Source organism: Arthrobacter bussei, assembly GCF_009377195.2.
Lineage (GTDB): Bacteria > Actinomycetota > Actinomycetes > Actinomycetales > Micrococcaceae > Arthrobacter_D > Arthrobacter_D bussei.
In genome coordinates this window covers 61,913-76,859 of sequence record NZ_VJXX01000002.1, presented here as the reverse complement: position 1 = coordinate 76,859, position 14,947 = coordinate 61,913, and the positions used below count along the sequence as shown (strand labels likewise).

Sequence of the window (14,947 nt, the reverse complement as noted above, 5' to 3'; positions counted from 1 at the left end):
CCGACGCACCCTGCGCCGGACACACAAAAGCCCCTCACACAGGAGGGGCCGCCGCACGGTCGAGACCGTGCGGCTAGGTAAGCAGGAGGTTCCGGGACATGCGGACAGTTTAGCAGTGTGCGCAGCGGTGGCGGCAGCGACGACGGCGCCCGATCGACAGGAGCACGACCGCACCCGACCTACGAGCGGCCTGACAGCGCCCGGGCCGTCGAAGGTCGGACCGGGCGCTGTCGAGTGGTGCCAGGTGCCCCGTGGGGGCGCCCGTGCTAGCTGACGTCCTCGTCGACCCAGTCGAAGGTCTTGGTGACGGCCTTCTTCCAGAGGCGCAGCTGGCGATCACGCTCGGCGTCGTCCATGGACGGGTTCCAGCGCTTGTCCTCGGCCCAGTTGGTGGCCAGCTCGTCGGTGTCCTTCCAGAACCCGACGGCGAGGCCCGCGGCGTAGGCGGCACCGAGAGCCGTGGTCTCCGTGACCTTCGGACGGATCACGGGGATACCGAGGATGTCCGCCTGGAACTGCATGAGAGCGTCGTTGGCGACCATGCCGCCGTCGACCCTCAGGTCCTCCATGTTGACTCCGGAGTCGGCGTTCGCTGCGTCCAGCACCTCGCGGGTCTGGAACGCCGTCGCCTCGAGAGCGGCGCGGGCGATGTGGCCCTTGTTGACGAACCGGGTCAGGCCGACGATCGCACCGCGCGCATCCGAGCGCCAGTACGGCGCGAACAGGCCGGAGAACGCGGGGACGATGTACACGCCGCCGTTGTCGTCGACCGTCGTGGCGAGCTGCTCGACCTCGGGCGCGCTCTTGATGATGCCGAGGTTGTCACGGAGCCACTGGATGAGCGAACCCGTGACGGCGATCGATCCCTCGAGCGCGTAGACGGGCTTCGCGTCACCGAGCCGGTAGCAGACCGTGGTGAGCAGACCGTTCTTCGAGTGGACGATCTCCTCGCCGGTGTTGACGATCATGAAGTTGCCGGTGCCATAGGTGTTCTTCGCGCCACCCTTGTCGAATGCCGCCTGACCGAAGGTCGCCGCCTGCTGGTCACCGAGGATGCCGGCCACCGGGGTCTCGCGGAGCAGCTGAGAGGTGTGGACCGAGCCGTAGACCTCGGAGGAGGACTTGATCTCGGGCATCATCGACAGGGGCACGCCGAAATCGGCGAGGATCGACTCGTCCCACGACAGTGTCTCGAGGTCCATGAAGAGCGTGCGCGACGCGTTGGTGACATCGGTGATGTGGACGCCGCCGTCCACACCGCCCGTCAGGTTCCAGGTGACCCATGAATCGGTGTTGCCGAAGATGAGGTCACCGGCCTCGGCCTTGGCACGCGCGCCGTCGACGTTGTCCAGGATCCACTTGATCTTGGTCCCCGAGAAATAGGTGGCCAGCGGAAGTCCGACCTTCGACTTGTACCGCTCCACGCCCCCGTCCTTCGCGAGTTCGTCGACGATGTTCTGGGTGCGGGTGTCCTGCCAGACGATCGCGTTGTAGACGGCCTTGCCGGTGGTCCTGTCCCACACGACGGCGGTCTCGCGCTGGTTCGTGATGCCCACCGCGGCGATGTCGTGGCGGGTCAGGTTGGCCTTCGAGAGTGCCGTACCGATGACCTCGCGGGTGTTGTCCCAGATCTCGGCGGGGTCGTGCTCCACCCACCCGGCCTTCGGGAAGATCTGCTCGTGCTCCTTCTGACCCGAGGACACGATGTCGCCCTTATGGTCGAAGACGATGGCCCTGCTGGAAGTGGTGCCCTGGTCGATGGCGATGACGTACTGCTGCGACATGTCCTACTCCTTCATTGGATGACAAGTGGTGGCGGTCGGTGACGACCGCGATGCTGGCGTCGGGGCCTAGGCGGCGGGGACGGGGAACGAGATGAACTGGATGACGATACCCGCGAGTGCGCCGCCGATGATCGGGCCGACGATGGGCACCCAGGCGTAGCCCCAGTCGCTGCCACCCTTGCCCTTGATCGGCAGGAAGGCGTGCGCGATACGCGGCCCGAGGTCACGGTTCGGGTTGATGGCGTACCCGGTGGGGCCACCGAGCGAAGCGCCGATGCCGACCACGAGGAGGGCGACGGCCAGCGGGCCCAGGCCCGACGGCGTGTTGCCGAAGGAGAGGATGACCAGGACCAGCACGAAGGTGGCGATGATCTCGGTGACCAGGTTCCAGCCGTAGTTACGGATGGCCGGGCCGGTGGCGAAGACACCGAGCTTGTTGGCGGGATCCGGCTCGTCGTCGAAGTGCTGCTTGTAGGAGAGCCAGCAGAGCACCGCGCCGAGGATCGAACCGATCATCTGGGCGGCGAGGTAGGCCAGGGTGGTGGCGAAGGTCTTGTCCACGCCCGGCGCGTATTCGGCCGCGTCGCCGTTGAACAGCAGGCCCATCGTCACCGCGAAGTTGAGGTGTGCTCCCGACAGGGCGCTGACATAGACACCGGCGAAGACCGCGAGGCCCCAGCCGAAGTTGACCATGAGAAAGCCGCCGTTATTACCCTTGGTCTTGGCCAGCGCCACGTTCGCGACGACACCCGTACCGAGCAACAACAGCAGCATCGTGCCGAAGGTTTCGGCAACAAATACTTCCAGAGACATCTTTGACTCCTCTATCTATTCATTTATCGACGGGTTCCGCCGCCTCGACGGCACCCGTTTGGTTCCCCCCGGCAACCACTGCCGTTGGCATAGCACCGCTGCGAGTGACAGCGGTTCGATCACGTAGCGGCGGGAGCCGCTAGGCGATCAGGCTTTTGACCTCAACCCTGTGGGCCTCGGCGAGGACGTTCTCGGCGAGCTCGATCTCCGATGCGGACCGTGCAGCGTCCCACCCCAGCAGGGGGGCCAGGGTCCCGGCGAGTTCTGAGAGCAGTTCCTCGGAGACGAGTCCCCGGAAGGCGAGCGATGTACGGCGGATCAGGACGTCGATCAGGTGGCCGATCTGCTCGTGCTCCACCATGTAGGCGAGCTCACGCGTACTCAGCTCCTTCGTGGAATTAAACATCCTGTCGGGGCCTTCGGCGAGGTATTCGATGACGTCTTTTGCGCGTGTTCCGTAGCGGGTGAGCAGAACGTCCACCCGGGCCTCGTCGAAGCCCGGCCGGACGGCACTCCGGATCCACGTGCGCTCGGCGTCGTCGTCCGTCGGGAAGTCCTTGCCACCACCGATGGCGACTCCCGCCGTGGAGGTCTTGCGAGGAGCCCCGAGAGCGGCAAGGGTGTCGTCGGCGAGGTGTTCGGAGAGGGCGCGGAAGGTGGTCCACTTGCCTCCGACAAGGCTCAGGGTGGTGACCTGGCGGTCGCCCACTTTCTCCTGGCGCTTCTCGATGCGGTAGTCGCGGGACACGAAGCCCGGCTGGGTGTCGTCGTGGCGCGGCAGCGGCCGCACGCCGGAGAAGCTGTAGACGATGTCGTCCTTCGAGACCGCGATGTCCGGGAAGACATGGCCGATCAGTTCGAAGAAGTAGTCGATCTCCTCGTCCGTGCAGACGGCCTGCTCCTCGACGTCGACGTCGATGTCCGTGGTCCCGACGAGCACGCGGTCGCCCATGGGGTAGATGAGGACGATCCGGCCGTCGACGTGCTCGAAGAAGATCTCGGTGCCGTTGCAGGCCTTGAGCAGCTCGGGGTGGTCGAGGACGATGTGCGAGCCCTTGGTACCACCCATGAACAGGGTCTCGGTGCCGAGGGCGGCATTGGTGCCGTCCGTCCACGCGCCGGTGGCGTTAACGACAACGTCGGCCTGGAAGCCGAAGGTCTCACCGGTGAGCTCGTCACGCAGGAGCACGCCGTCGTCGGTCGTGCCGACGGCACTGACGTAGTTCGCGGCCCGCGCAGCCGGGTTCGCGATCTGTCCGTCGCGCAGGACGTCGAGGGTCAGGCGCTCCGGGTTGTGGACGGAGGCGTCGAAGTAGGTGGCCGCGTACTTGATGTCCTTGCGGAGTTCGGGCATGGCGGCGAGCGCCTTCTTGCGACCGACGAAGGAGTGACGCGGCACGTTGCCGCCGTCACGCGAGAAGAAGTCGTACATGGTCAGGCCGGCCTTGATGAGGACCGCGCCACGCTCCACCTGCTTGCCCTGCTTGTGCGTCAGGAAACGCAGGGGGGCGGAGAGGATGCCCGAGAACGTGGTGTAGATCGGGATGGTCGTCTGCAGCGGCTTGACGTAGTGGGGGGCGATCTTCATGAGCGCGTTCCGCTCGATGACCGATTCGCGCACGAGACGGAACTCGCCGTTCTCGAGGTAGCGGATGCCGCCGTGGATCATGTGGGAGGACGCGCCCGAGGCGCCCTGGCAGTAGTCGCCCCGTTCCACGAGAGCGACGTCGATGCCCTGCAGTGCGAGGTCGCGGAAGGTTCCGACCCCGTTGATGCCGCCACCGATGATGAGCACGGATGCCCGGGGGTTGTCCCTGAGCTCCTGCACCACGGTGCGCGTCGAAGATGTCATGCCTTCACCGGGGGTGCGGTCGGCTGGAATGCTCAAAGGACTACTCCGTAACTTCAATGTCGGGAATGTTTACTGCGGTATCAATTCTTCGAGCAGTGGGAATAACAGTCAACTGCATTGCACAAACGTGCACAGCGCGTCAGACTGACGGGATGATGACCATCGAGGACGGGTGGACGGACGGTGCCGGTGGCGTCGACCGCACACCGGGCAACCGCTCGCGCGATGCCCTGAGGGCAGCGCAGATGTACTACCTGCAGGACCTCACGATGAACGCCATCGCGCGGGAGCTGCGCACCTCCCGGTCCACCGTCTCCCGCCTGCTCTCGATGGCACGGGAGACAGGACTGGTGCAGATCCAGGTCAACAACCCGTCCGACCGGGCTCCTGCGCTGGAGCAGCAGATCAGCCGCCGTTTCGGCGTGGAGGCGCACGTGGTCCCGGTGGCCGACAGCGTGAACGACAGTGAGGTGCTCGACCGCGTCGCCATCCAGGCCGCCCGGACGATCGGCCCCCTCGTCGATTCGAACGCCATCGTCGGTGTCGCGTGGGGATCCACGCTCAGCGCGGTGAGTCACCACCTGACCCGGAAGCAGACCCATGACAGCACGATCGTGCAGCTCAATGGAGCAGGCAACACGCAGACCACGGGGATCACCTACGCCAGCGAGATCCTGCGGCGCTTCGGCCAGGCCTACGGAGCGCGGGTGGAGCAGTTCCCCGTACCCGCTTTCTTCGACCATGCCGCCACGAAGACCGCCATGTGGGAGGAACGCAGCGTACGCCGCATCCTCGACCTGCAGCGGCGCATGACCATGGCGATCTTCGGCGTGGGGTCGATCGGGGCGGGGATCCCCAGCCACGTCTACAGCGGCGGCTACCTGGACCGCGAGGACCTCGAGACGCTGGAGACGGACGAGGTGGTCGGCGATGTGGCCACGATGTTCTTCCGCGCCGACGGCACGCATCGCGACATCGTGCTCAACACCCGCAGCACGGGCCCCGAACTCGACCAGCTGTGCACGGTCCGACGCCGGATCTGCGTGGTGTCCGGGGAGTCCAAGATCAACGGACTCCGCGGCGCCCTGGCGGCGGGGCTCGCCACGGACCTCATCCTCGACGAAGGCTCGGCCCGGCGGCTCGTGCACTCCTGACGGCCCGGTCGGGACACGACTGCAGCAGGCCGTGCCCCGTCCTCGATAGAGTGCACGCATGAGCTCCCCCGTGCCCCGCGCCGCACTCGCCGACGGACGAACGATCGACCGGGTGGGCTACGGCGTCTACAAGGTGCCGCCCGAGGACACAGCGCGCCTCTGCTCCACGGCGCTCGACGCCGGCTACCGACTCCTCGACACCGCATCGCTCTACGGCAACGAGTCCGGCGTGGGAGCGGCGGTCCGGGACTACCTCGGATCGGGTGACCGGGACGAACTCTTCATCACCTCCAAGGTGTGGAACGACGACCACGGCTTCGACGCGACGCTCCGGGCCTTCGACGCGAGTATGGACCTCCTCGGACTCGACCGGCTGGACCTCTACCTCATCCACTGGCCCTGCCCCTCCAAGGACCTGTACGTGGAGACCTGGCGTGCCCTCGAGCGGCTCCAGGGCGACGGCCGGGTGCGCTCGATCGGTGTCTCCAATTTCCAGCAGTCACACCTCGAACGCCTGATCAACGAGACCGACGTGGTGCCGGTCCTCAACCAGGTGGAGTTGCACCCCTACCTGCAGCAGCGGGAGCTGCGCGCCTTCCACGCCGACCACGGCATCGCCACCCAGGCGTGGAGCCCCCTGGGGCGCGGCAACGTGCTCGACGACGACGAGATAGTCCGCATCGCCGCGGAACTCGGGCGTACGCCTGCCCAGGTGATCCTCCGCTGGCACCACCAGCAGGACATCCTGACGATCCCGAAGGCCAGTACGCGGGAACGCATCGCCTCGAACCTCGACATCTTCGGCTTCGAGCTCGACGACGCCCGGATGGCCGCCCTCGACGGGCTCGAGCGTGGCCGCCGCTTCGGGTCCCACCCGGACAGGGTGGGCTGATGCGCGAGGCCGTCGTTCGCACCACGGGCTGGGAAGGCACGCTGCAGCGCGTCTGGGACTTCCCCGCCGTCAGGTCCTCGGGACCGGCCACGCCGGCTGCGCCCCCGATCGTCATGGTGCACGGTTTCCGGGGTGACCACCACGGCCTGCTGCGGCTCGTCGAGGAGCTGCCGGGCCACCGGGTCGTCCTGCCGGACCTGCCCGGGTTCGGTCAGGGCCAGGAACTGACCTCCACGCACGACGTCGGCACCTATGCCCGCTTCGTCGCCCATGTCGCGCGACTCGCCGGTCCCGGACCGCGGATACTCCTCGGTCACTCCTTCGGGTCCATCGTCGCGGCCGAGGCGGTGGCCGCGGACCCGGACCTCGCTGCGGTCCTGGTGCTGGTCAATCCGATCAGTACCCCTGCCCTCGAGGGACCCAGCCGCGCGGCGTCGCGGGTCGCGGAGGGCTACTACGTGGCTGCCGACCGGCTGCCGGAGGCGGCGGGACGCGCACTGCTCGCCAACCCGGTGATCGTGCGCGGTATGAGCGCCTTCATGGCGAAGACGAAGGACCGGACGCTGCGCCGCTGGATCCACGGGCAGCACGACGCCTGGTTCAGCTCCTTCGCGAGCCGGCGCGTGGTCCTCGAGGCCTTCCAGGCGTCGATCTCCGGCACGGTCCGCGACCGCGCGCAGGACATCGACGTGCCGGTCCTGCTCATCGCCGCCGAGCAGGACGACATCGGGTCGGTCGCGAGCCAGCGGGAACTCGCCGCGCTCTTCCCTGCCGCGACCCTCCAGGTCATCCCCGACGTCGGACACCTCGTCCACTACGAGAAGCCGCGCGAGGCGGCGCAGCTCATCGAGACCTTCCTGGAGGCCCTGCCCGCATGAGGATCCTGTTCGACGCCCGCTTCACGCGGACCGACCACCACGACGGCATCAGCCGGTACGGGGCGAGCCTCATCGAGGCCCTCGCTCGTACGGACGACGTCGTCATGCTGATCAGCGACCCACGGCAGCTCGCCCTGCTGCCGGACGTACCGCACGTGCGGATCAGCAGCCCGCTCTCCCCCGCCGAGCTGTTCGTGGCGCGGCGCATCAACGCCCTGCGACCCGACGTCGTCGTCTGCCCCATGCAGACCATGGGCTCCTGGGGGCGCCGCTACCCGCTGGTCCTCACCCTGCACGACCTCATCTACTACGAGAACCCGACGCCGCCCTCCTTCCTTCCCCTGCCGGTGCGCCTCCTGTGGCGGCTCTACCACCGCGCGTACTGGCCCCAGCGGCTGCTGCTGGACCGTGCCGACGTCGTCGCCACGATCTCCCGCACCACAGCCGGCCTCATCGCCGCGCACCGCCTCACCCGGCGGCCCGTCATGCTCGTCGGCAACGCCCCGCAGCCGACCGGACGACGCCGCGATCCCGAGGCTCCCCGCTCGCCGTCGCTGCTCTACATGGGCTCGTTCATGCCCTACAAGAATGTCGAGACGCTCGTCCGCTCGATGTCCGGGCTTCCCGGACACGCGCTCCACCTCCTGAGCCGCATCACCCCGGAACGGCAGGCCGAACTGGAAGCACTGCGGGCGCCGGCCGGCAGTGTCGTCTTCCACGGCGGGGTTACGGACGCGGAGTACGAGGACCTGCTGGACGACGCCACTGCGCTGGTCACCCTGTCCCGGGCCGAGGGGTACGGCCTGCCGATCATCGAGGCGATGGCGACCGGCACGCCCGTGATCGCCAGCGACATCCCGATCTTCCGGGAGGTGGGCGGGGATGCGGCGCTGTTCGTCGACCCGGCCGATCCGCAGGCGGTCGCGGACGCGGTCCGTCAGCTCCACCAGCCCGGGCGCTGGGCGGAGGCCTCACGCCTGGGCCTCGAGCGGGCCGCCATGTACTCGTGGTCGGCGTCCGCCGGTCAGCTGCGCGACGCCTGCCGCCGCGCCATCGAGGAGCACGGACGGCGGAGACCGGGTTCGCGGACGCGGGCCGGACGAGGTCCATCGCGATGACCGCGCGCCCCCGGGGCAGACACGGGCCGGGCGCGTGACGGACCTGCAGTGCCCTGCCGTCGTCGTCCTGCTCGGGATCGGCGCTCCGGAACCGGCCTGGCTCGGCCGACTCACGATCGCCGGGACCATCGACGCCCCGGCGCAGGCGGATGTCTGTGCCCTCGTCGACGACGCCGCCGATCGGTTCCGGGGCGAGACCGTCGTCCTTGCGGCCCCTGTCTCCGACGTGGTGGCGGCCCTCCGCGCCCACGGCATCGGCGGCGCACCGCCCGTCGTCGTCGGGGTCGACTCCGAGGGGTGGACGGTGCGCTCGCCGTGACGGACGGTGTCCCCGACCGGACCCGACACCTCGGGGCGCACCCGGAACCGACCTCGGAGGCCGATGACCGCGCGCGGCCGGACTCGGTCAGAGCACGTCCAGCGCGTCGAGCCGGACGTGCACGGGATCACCCGTCCGCTTGGCGGAGAGCGCCGCGCGGCGGGCACGCAGCTGCCGGGTGATGCCGGCCGCAGCCCGGTAGGGGAAGAACAGCAGGACACGGTGGCTCCCCTGCCCGGCCAGCACCTCCGTCGAGGGCGCACTCTTGCCGGCACCACGCAGCGCTCCGGAGGACCGCGCGGCGAGGACGGCTTCCCGGCGGATGTCGGGCGGGATGGGGGCCGGCCCCACCACGCGGGCGGCTCCCTCGAGCTCCAGATCCTCGAGGAAGTGCGTGAGGGCCTCGCGCGTGCCGGTCAGCACGGCGTAGCGCACCGCGGGCGGGAGGCCCAGCTCGCGGCGCTCGGCCAGTTCGCGTGACGCGGCGCCCGCGGGATCCCAGCGGACCAGGTGGCCCAGGGCGACGTCGTCGTCGCCCGTGATCACCACCGTGCCCCCGTCCGACGACGGCCGCGCGAGCGCCGCCGCGGAGAACCAGCGTCTCAGCGCGTCCTCGCCCGCACGCAGCGACTCCCTGCTGAGCAGGGCGTTGCCGTCGAGCAGGATGACCGCCGCGTATCCGCCCGCGGCCACCGGCTCGGCACCCGGTGTGGCGACGACGACGGCGGGAGAGTCCCGGACGGTGTCGATGATGTGGTCGCCCGCCGAGGAGATCACCGGGATCCCGGGGAAGGCCCGGCCCAGTTCCTCGGCGGTCCTCGTGGCGCCCGCCACGGTCGCCCGGACGCGCGTGCCGCCGCACTCGGCGCAGGCCCAGTGGTTGTCGGGCCGGCCACACCAGCGGCAGGACAGCGGGGCGTTGCGGCTGCCCTGCGCGAGCGGCCCGGAGCAGGCGGAACATCGAGCGGGGTGCCGGCAGTGGTCGCACGCCAGCGCCGGCGAGAACCCCGTCCGGGCCACCTGCAGGAGCACCGGCCCGCGGGTGAGTCCGGCCTGCGCGGCAGCCCACGCGGCATGCGGGATTCGGGCCTGCGCCGCATGCGGGTCCCGCTCCATCTGGAAGGCGTCCGCGGCGTGCACCACACGCGGGGTCGCCCGACGCACCTCCGCCCGGTCCGCCTGGATGGCACGCGCCCATCCTGTGTCGACGAGGCGCTGAGCCTCGGTGGAGCGGGCGAAGGAGGACAGCAGCATGCCCGCACCCTCCTGCTCCGCGCGGAGCAGGAGGACGTCCCGGACGTGCTGGTAGGGCGCTCGTTGCTCGACGTGCTGGTCGTCGCCGTCGTCCCACAGGCAGACGAGGCCGAGGTCCTTCACGGGGGCGTAGGCCGCCGAGCGGGTCCCGACGGCGACACGGGCGGACCCCTGGAGCAGGCGCAGGAAGTTCCGGTAGCGCGGCGTCGCCCCGTCCTCACCCGTGAGCCGTGCGACGGTCCCGGCCCCGAGCCTCGCCACGAAGGAGGCTTCGGTGCGGGCGAGGTCCCGCTGGTCGGGCACGACGACGAGTGCTCCCCGCCCCGAGGCGACCGTCGCCGCGACCGCATCGGTCAGTTCCTCGGTCCAGGCGCGCGGCCCGAATCCTCCGAGGCTGGTGAGGACGGCACGGGGCGCCTCGCCGGCCGTAAGGTGTTGGAGGAAGGTCACGCCGTTGGCGTACCGCCCGAAGGCACCGGAGCTGCCGGAGCTGCCCGAGCTGCCCGATGCGGGCGCGACGCCGGAGGGCGACGCCGGAACGTGTTCCTTGGCCGATCCTGCGGCCGGCAGGAACTCCGCCTCGACGCGTGCCATGCGCGGCGGGATCGCGGACCGCAGGACGTCGCTGACCGTGCCCACGGAGCGTGCGGCGACCGACGTGGCGAGAGCAAGGACGTCGGGGGTCAGGACCCGCAGCGGTGAGACGACCTTGCCGAGCGGCAGCAGGGTCGCGGTCGTGCTGGAGTGAGCGACGCGTTCGGCGAGGAAACCGGCGTGCTCGCGTCCGGCGAAGCGCACCTTCACCCTGACCCCCGGCTGGGCGTCGACGTCCATGTCCGCCGGTACCGCGTAGTCGAAATACCGGTCGAGGTGAGGGAGCTGCGCGTCGAGGACCACCCGTGCGATCGGCAGGGTGGCGGCCCGTTCGGGATCCGCCTTCGGGAGGTTCGCGGCCCCGAAGCCGTGCAGGAGGGAGAGTTGTCCCCCGCTCTGGCCGTCGCGCCGGGACGGCCCGGTGGTGCGGTTCTCGTTGTCGGTCATGGTGTCGGCCGTCCGCCTCTGCGGCCCGTCCCGTCCCTCCGCGTCAGGCGTTGAAGTAGCTCCGCAACTTCTCCACGCGGTCGGTGCGCTCCCAGGTGAAGTCCTCGTCCTCGCGCCCGAAGTGCCCGTGGGCCGCGGTGCGCTGGTAGATGGGACGCTTCAGGTCGAGCGCGTTAATGATGCCGAGGGGCCGGAGGTCGAAGATCTCCCGGATGGCGTCCCCGATGGCCTGGGGATCGACGGTCTCGGTGCCGAAGGTCTCGACGTAGATGCCGACGGGCTGGGCCATGCCGATCGCGTAGGCGATCTGGATCTCCGCGCGCCGCGCGAGCCCGGCGGCGACGACGTTCTTCGCGACCCAGCGCATGGCGTAGGCGGCCGATCGGTCCACCTTCGAAGGATCCTTGCCGCTGAACGCGCCACCACCGTGGCGGGCCATCCCCCCGTAGGTGTCGACGATGATCTTCCGGCCCGTCAGGCCTGCGTCCCCCACGGGGCCGCCGATGACGAAGGCTCCACCGGGGTTCAGGATGTGCCGGACCGAGGAGGTGTCGAGCTCGGACTCGGCGAGCACGGGTCCGATCACGTGTTCGGCGAGATCGGCGCGCAGCTCGTCGAGGGAGACCTCGGCCGAATGCTGCGAGGAGATGACGACGGAGTCGATGGAGACGGGGCGATCGCCGTCGTACCCGATGGTGACCTGCGTCTTGCCGTCCGGGCGGAGGTACGGGAGCGTACCGTCCTTGCGCACGTGCGTGAGCCGCTCGGAGAGGCGGTGCGAGAGCCAGATGGGCGTCGGCATGAGGACGGCCGTCTCGTCGCTGGCATAGCCGAACATGATGCCCTGGTCGCCGGCTCCCTGCGCGTCGTAGGGGTCGACGCCGGTCCCCTCGCGGGTCTCGAGGGAAGTGAAGACGCCGGACGCGATCTCCGCGCTCTGCTGGCCGATGGACACGGAGACGCCGCAGCGTGCGCCGTCGAAGCCGTTCGCGGAGGAGTCGTAGCCGATTCCCAGGATGGTCTTCCGGACGATCTCGGGGATCTCCACGTACGCCTCGGTGGTGACCTCGCCCGCGACGTGCACCAGGCCGGTGGTGACGAGCGTCTCGACGGCCACGCGGGAATCGGGATCCTGCGTCAGCAGGCCGTCGAGGATGGCGTCGCTGATCTGGTCGCAGATCTTGTCCGGATGGCCCTCGGTGACCGATTCCGAGGTGAACAGGCGCAGGGGGGAATCGGTGCTGGGTGAATTCACGTGCTCACTCTACTTGGTCGGAGGGACGATCCTGCCCGGGCGGCGGGCCACGTGACGGGAGCGCGAGGAGGCAGCTCCCGGCGCACTGGCGGAAGGGGCGGACGGCGGTTTCAGCGGACGAGCAGGCGGGCGGCGTGGTTGATCACGGCGTCCGCGACCGTCCTCTTGGACCCGCGTACCGGACCTGATTCGGTGCCGTCCGCGTCGAGGATGGTGACCTCGTTGGCGTCCTGACCGAAGACGAGGCCGGACCCGACGACATTGAGGACGAGGAAGTCGCAGCCCTTCCGGGCGAGCTTCGCCCGGGCATGGGTGATCGGGTCCGCTGCTGCGTCGCCGGTCTCCGCCGCGAATCCGGCGATGACGAGGGGCTCCGCCAGCGACGAGCGGGCGATCACCGACTCACGGAGAACATCAGGGTTCCTGATGAGGGTGATGACGGGATCGGCGCCGTCATCGGTCTTCTTGATCTTCGCGGCCATGACCTCTGCGGGACGGAAATCGGCCACTGCGGCGGCCATCACCAGGACGTCGGTGGTCGGCAGGAGGCCGAGGACGGCGTCGCGGAGCTCCAGCGCGGACTCGACCCGGACGAGGTCGCAGCCGGGCGGCGGGGCCACCTCGGCGTGGGCGAGGACCAGGGTCACGTGGGCCCCCTGCGCCAGCGCCGCCTCGGCGAGGGCCATCCCCTGCTTGCCGGATGACCTGTTGCCGAGGAACCGCACGGGGTCCAGTGCCTCGCGCGTGCCACCGGCCGTGATGGTCACCCGTTTGCCCGCGAGGATCCCGGAACCCACGGCATTCGTGGCTGCGATGGCCGCCGCGAAGATGTCGGCGGGCTCGGGGAGCCGGCCCGGTCCCGAGTCGGAGCCGGTCAGCCTCCCGGACGCCGGCTCGATGACGGTCACGCCACGTGAGCGGAGGGTCTCGACGTTGGCGCGGGTCGCGGCGTGCTGCCACATCTCGGTGTGCATCGCCGGGGCCATCACGACCGGGCCGTGCGCCATCAGGAGGGTCCCGGTCAGGAGGTCGTTCGCGAGCCCAGCGGCGGCGCGCGCCAGGACGTCCGCCGTGGCGGGCGCGACGACGATCAGGTCCGCCTCGTGGCCCAGGCGCACGTGGTTCACCTTGTCGACGTCGTCCCAGACGCTGTTGCTGACGGGGTGGCCGGACAGCGCCTCCCAGGTGGCCGTCCCCACGAAGCGGGTCGCGGCATCCGTGGGGATGACCGTGACGTCGTGGCCGGACTCCGTGAAAAGACGGAGGAGGGATGCAGCCTTGTAGGCCGCGATCCCTCCTCCGACACCCAGTACTACGCGCACCGCTCGGCGGTTACTCGGACTGCTCCATGGGCGAGGACACGAGCATGCCCTCGTTGATCTCGCGCAGGGCGATGGACAGCGGCTTCTCGTTCAGCTTGGTGTCGACGAGCGGGCCGACGTACTCGAACAGGCCCTCGTGGAGCTGCGAGTAGTACGCGTTGATCTGGCGGGCGCGCTTGGCGCCGTAGATCACGAGGGCGTACTTCGAGTCCGAGGCCTCTAGCAGAGAATCGATCGGCGGGTTGATGATGCCTTCGGGCTGAGTTGACACAGAATCTCCAAATTTTAGGCGGGACGGCGGGTGCAGGGCGTTGTCAGCGCTGCAGCGGGAGCAGTCCCATCAGTGATACGAGCTCGTCTGCCGCATGCTCCACGGTGTCGTTGACGACGGTGTGGTTGAATTCCGGCTCGGCAGCAAGTTCCAGTTTAGCCGTTTCCAGCCGCTGCTGCTGTTCGTCGGGTGTTTCCGTGCCGCGGCCGACCAGTCGGCGCACCATCTCCTCCCAGCTGGGCGGGGCCAGGAACACGAAAGTGGCGTCCGGCATGCTCTCCTTGACCTGCCGCGCACCCTGCAGGTCGATCTCCAGGAGCACCCTTCGGCCCTCGTCCATGGCGGCCTGCACGGTCCTCCTGAGGGTCCCGTAGCGGTTGCGTCCGTGGACCACGGCCCACTCCAGGAGCTGGCCCTCGTCGACGAGCCGGTCGAACTCCTCGGACGAGAGGAAGAAGTAGTGCACACCGTCCACCTCGCCGGGGCGCGGCGGGCGCGTGGTGGCCGAGACGGACAGCCACACCTCGGGATAGTTGTCACGGATGTACGTGGAGACCGTTCCCTTGCCGACCGCCGTCGGACCGGCGAGGACTGTCAACCGGGGTTGTGACACTGGGGTTCCTTACTTACCGGCCGGGCCGGTGTGGTGTTGTTCGAGGTGCGAGACCAGGGCCTTGCGCTGGTGGATGCCGAGGCCGCGGACCCGCCGCGTGGCCGCGATACCGACCTCCGCCATGATCGCCGCCGCCCGGACGTCTCCGACGCCGGGCAATGCCTTGAGGAGGTCGAGGACCTTCAGGCGGCCCACGGCGTCGTCGCCGTCGCGGTTCTCGATCACGTCCGCCACAGAGAGCTTACCGGTCTTCAGCCGGGACTTGATGTCCGCCCGCACGGCCCGCGCAGCCGTCGCCTTCTCACGCGCCCGGGTTCGTTCGTCATCCGTCAATGGCTTCAGGCTCACTCATGCTCCCTGTGCTGGGCGGCACCACGGAGT

Annotated in this window: 14 protein-coding genes; 5 read left to right on the top strand and 9 right to left on the bottom strand. The window is 69.3% G+C overall.

Annotated features, from left to right (window positions below):
• Positions 1–266: 266 nt before the first annotated feature.
• From glpK to FNH21_RS08600, 3 genes are all read right to left on the bottom strand, one after another.
• Entirely contained in the window at positions 267–1,784 is a 1,518-nt protein-coding gene (glpK, locus tag FNH21_RS08610; RefSeq protein WP_152814368.1) for a glycerol kinase GlpK, read from the bottom strand.
• Positions 1,785–1,850: 66 nt separating this feature from the next.
• Positions 1,851–2,597, bottom strand: a complete 747-nt coding sequence (locus FNH21_RS08605) for an MIP/aquaporin family protein (protein WP_152814366.1) — start codon at positions 2,595–2,597, stop codon at positions 1,851–1,853.
• Positions 2,598–2,736: 139 nt separating this feature from the next.
• Positions 2,737–4,449 (bottom strand): glycerol-3-phosphate dehydrogenase/oxidase, encoded by a 1,713-nt coding sequence (locus tag FNH21_RS08600; RefSeq protein WP_152814364.1) that lies wholly within the window; start codon positions 4,447–4,449, stop codon positions 2,737–2,739.
• Positions 4,450–4,604: 155 nt separating this feature from the next.
• Between FNH21_RS08600 and FNH21_RS08595 the strand changes: the two genes are divergently transcribed.
• Genes FNH21_RS08595 through FNH21_RS08575 form a run of 5 tightly spaced genes read left to right on the top strand, consistent with a single transcriptional unit; the run spans position 4,605 to position 8,810 of the window.
• The gene (locus FNH21_RS08595; protein WP_152815040.1) at positions 4,605–5,603 is read left to right on the top strand and encodes a sugar-binding transcriptional regulator; all 999 of its coding nucleotides are present in this window, start codon (positions 4,605–4,607) and stop codon (positions 5,601–5,603) included.
• Between the two features lie 58 nt (positions 5,604–5,661).
• Positions 5,662–6,495 carry an aldo/keto reductase gene (locus tag FNH21_RS08590; protein WP_152814362.1) on the top strand — a complete coding sequence of 278 codons (834 nt, stop codon included), beginning with the start codon at positions 5,662–5,664 and terminating at the stop codon, positions 6,493–6,495.
• Positions 6,495–7,373, top strand: coding sequence for an alpha/beta fold hydrolase (locus FNH21_RS08585; protein ID WP_152814360.1), 879 nt, complete (start codon positions 6,495–6,497; stop codon positions 7,371–7,373). The genes FNH21_RS08590 and FNH21_RS08585 overlap by 1 nt, the downstream gene beginning before the upstream one ends.
• Positions 7,370–8,491, top strand: coding sequence for a glycosyltransferase family 4 protein (locus FNH21_RS08580; RefSeq protein WP_152814358.1), 1,122 nt, complete (start codon positions 7,370–7,372; stop codon positions 8,489–8,491). Before FNH21_RS08585 ends, FNH21_RS08580 begins: the two co-directional genes overlap by 4 nt.
• A 34-nt stretch (positions 8,492–8,525) precedes the next feature.
• Positions 8,526–8,810 carry a hypothetical protein gene (locus FNH21_RS08575; protein ID WP_152814356.1) on the top strand — a complete coding sequence of 95 codons (285 nt, stop codon included), beginning with the start codon at positions 8,526–8,528 and terminating at the stop codon, positions 8,808–8,810.
• 87 nt (positions 8,811–8,897) lie between these two features.
• Here FNH21_RS08575 and FNH21_RS08570 read toward each other — a convergent pair whose 3' ends face one another.
• The 6 genes from FNH21_RS08570 to mihF form a co-directional block, all read right to left on the bottom strand.
• A complete protein-coding gene (locus FNH21_RS08570; RefSeq protein ID WP_152814354.1) occupies positions 8,898–11,105 on the bottom strand; it encodes a primosomal protein N' in 2,208 nt (735 codons plus the stop codon).
• A gap of 43 nt (positions 11,106–11,148) precedes the next feature.
• Positions 11,149–12,360 carry a methionine adenosyltransferase gene (metK, locus tag FNH21_RS08565; RefSeq protein WP_338403214.1) on the bottom strand — a complete coding sequence of 404 codons (1,212 nt, stop codon included), beginning with the start codon at positions 12,358–12,360 and terminating at the stop codon, positions 11,149–11,151.
• 110 nt (positions 12,361–12,470) lie between these two features.
• Positions 12,471–13,682, bottom strand: a complete 1,212-nt coding sequence (gene coaBC / locus FNH21_RS08560; protein ID WP_191931777.1) for a bifunctional phosphopantothenoylcysteine decarboxylase/phosphopantothenate--cysteine ligase CoaBC — start codon at positions 13,680–13,682, stop codon at positions 12,471–12,473.
• 10 nt (positions 13,683–13,692) lie between these two features.
• Positions 13,693–13,953 (bottom strand): DNA-directed RNA polymerase subunit omega, encoded by a 261-nt coding sequence (gene rpoZ / locus FNH21_RS08555; RefSeq protein WP_055771293.1) that lies wholly within the window; start codon positions 13,951–13,953, stop codon positions 13,693–13,695.
• A 43-nt stretch (positions 13,954–13,996) separates the two neighbouring features.
• Positions 13,997–14,566 carry a guanylate kinase gene (gene gmk, locus FNH21_RS08550; RefSeq protein ID WP_191931776.1) on the bottom strand — a complete coding sequence of 190 codons (570 nt, stop codon included), beginning with the start codon at positions 14,564–14,566 and terminating at the stop codon, positions 13,997–13,999.
• Between the two features lie 9 nt (positions 14,567–14,575).
• Positions 14,576–14,914, bottom strand: a complete 339-nt coding sequence (gene mihF / locus FNH21_RS08545) for an integration host factor, actinobacterial type (RefSeq protein WP_191931775.1) — start codon at positions 14,912–14,914, stop codon at positions 14,576–14,578.
• Between the last annotated feature and the right edge of the window lie 33 nt (positions 14,915–14,947).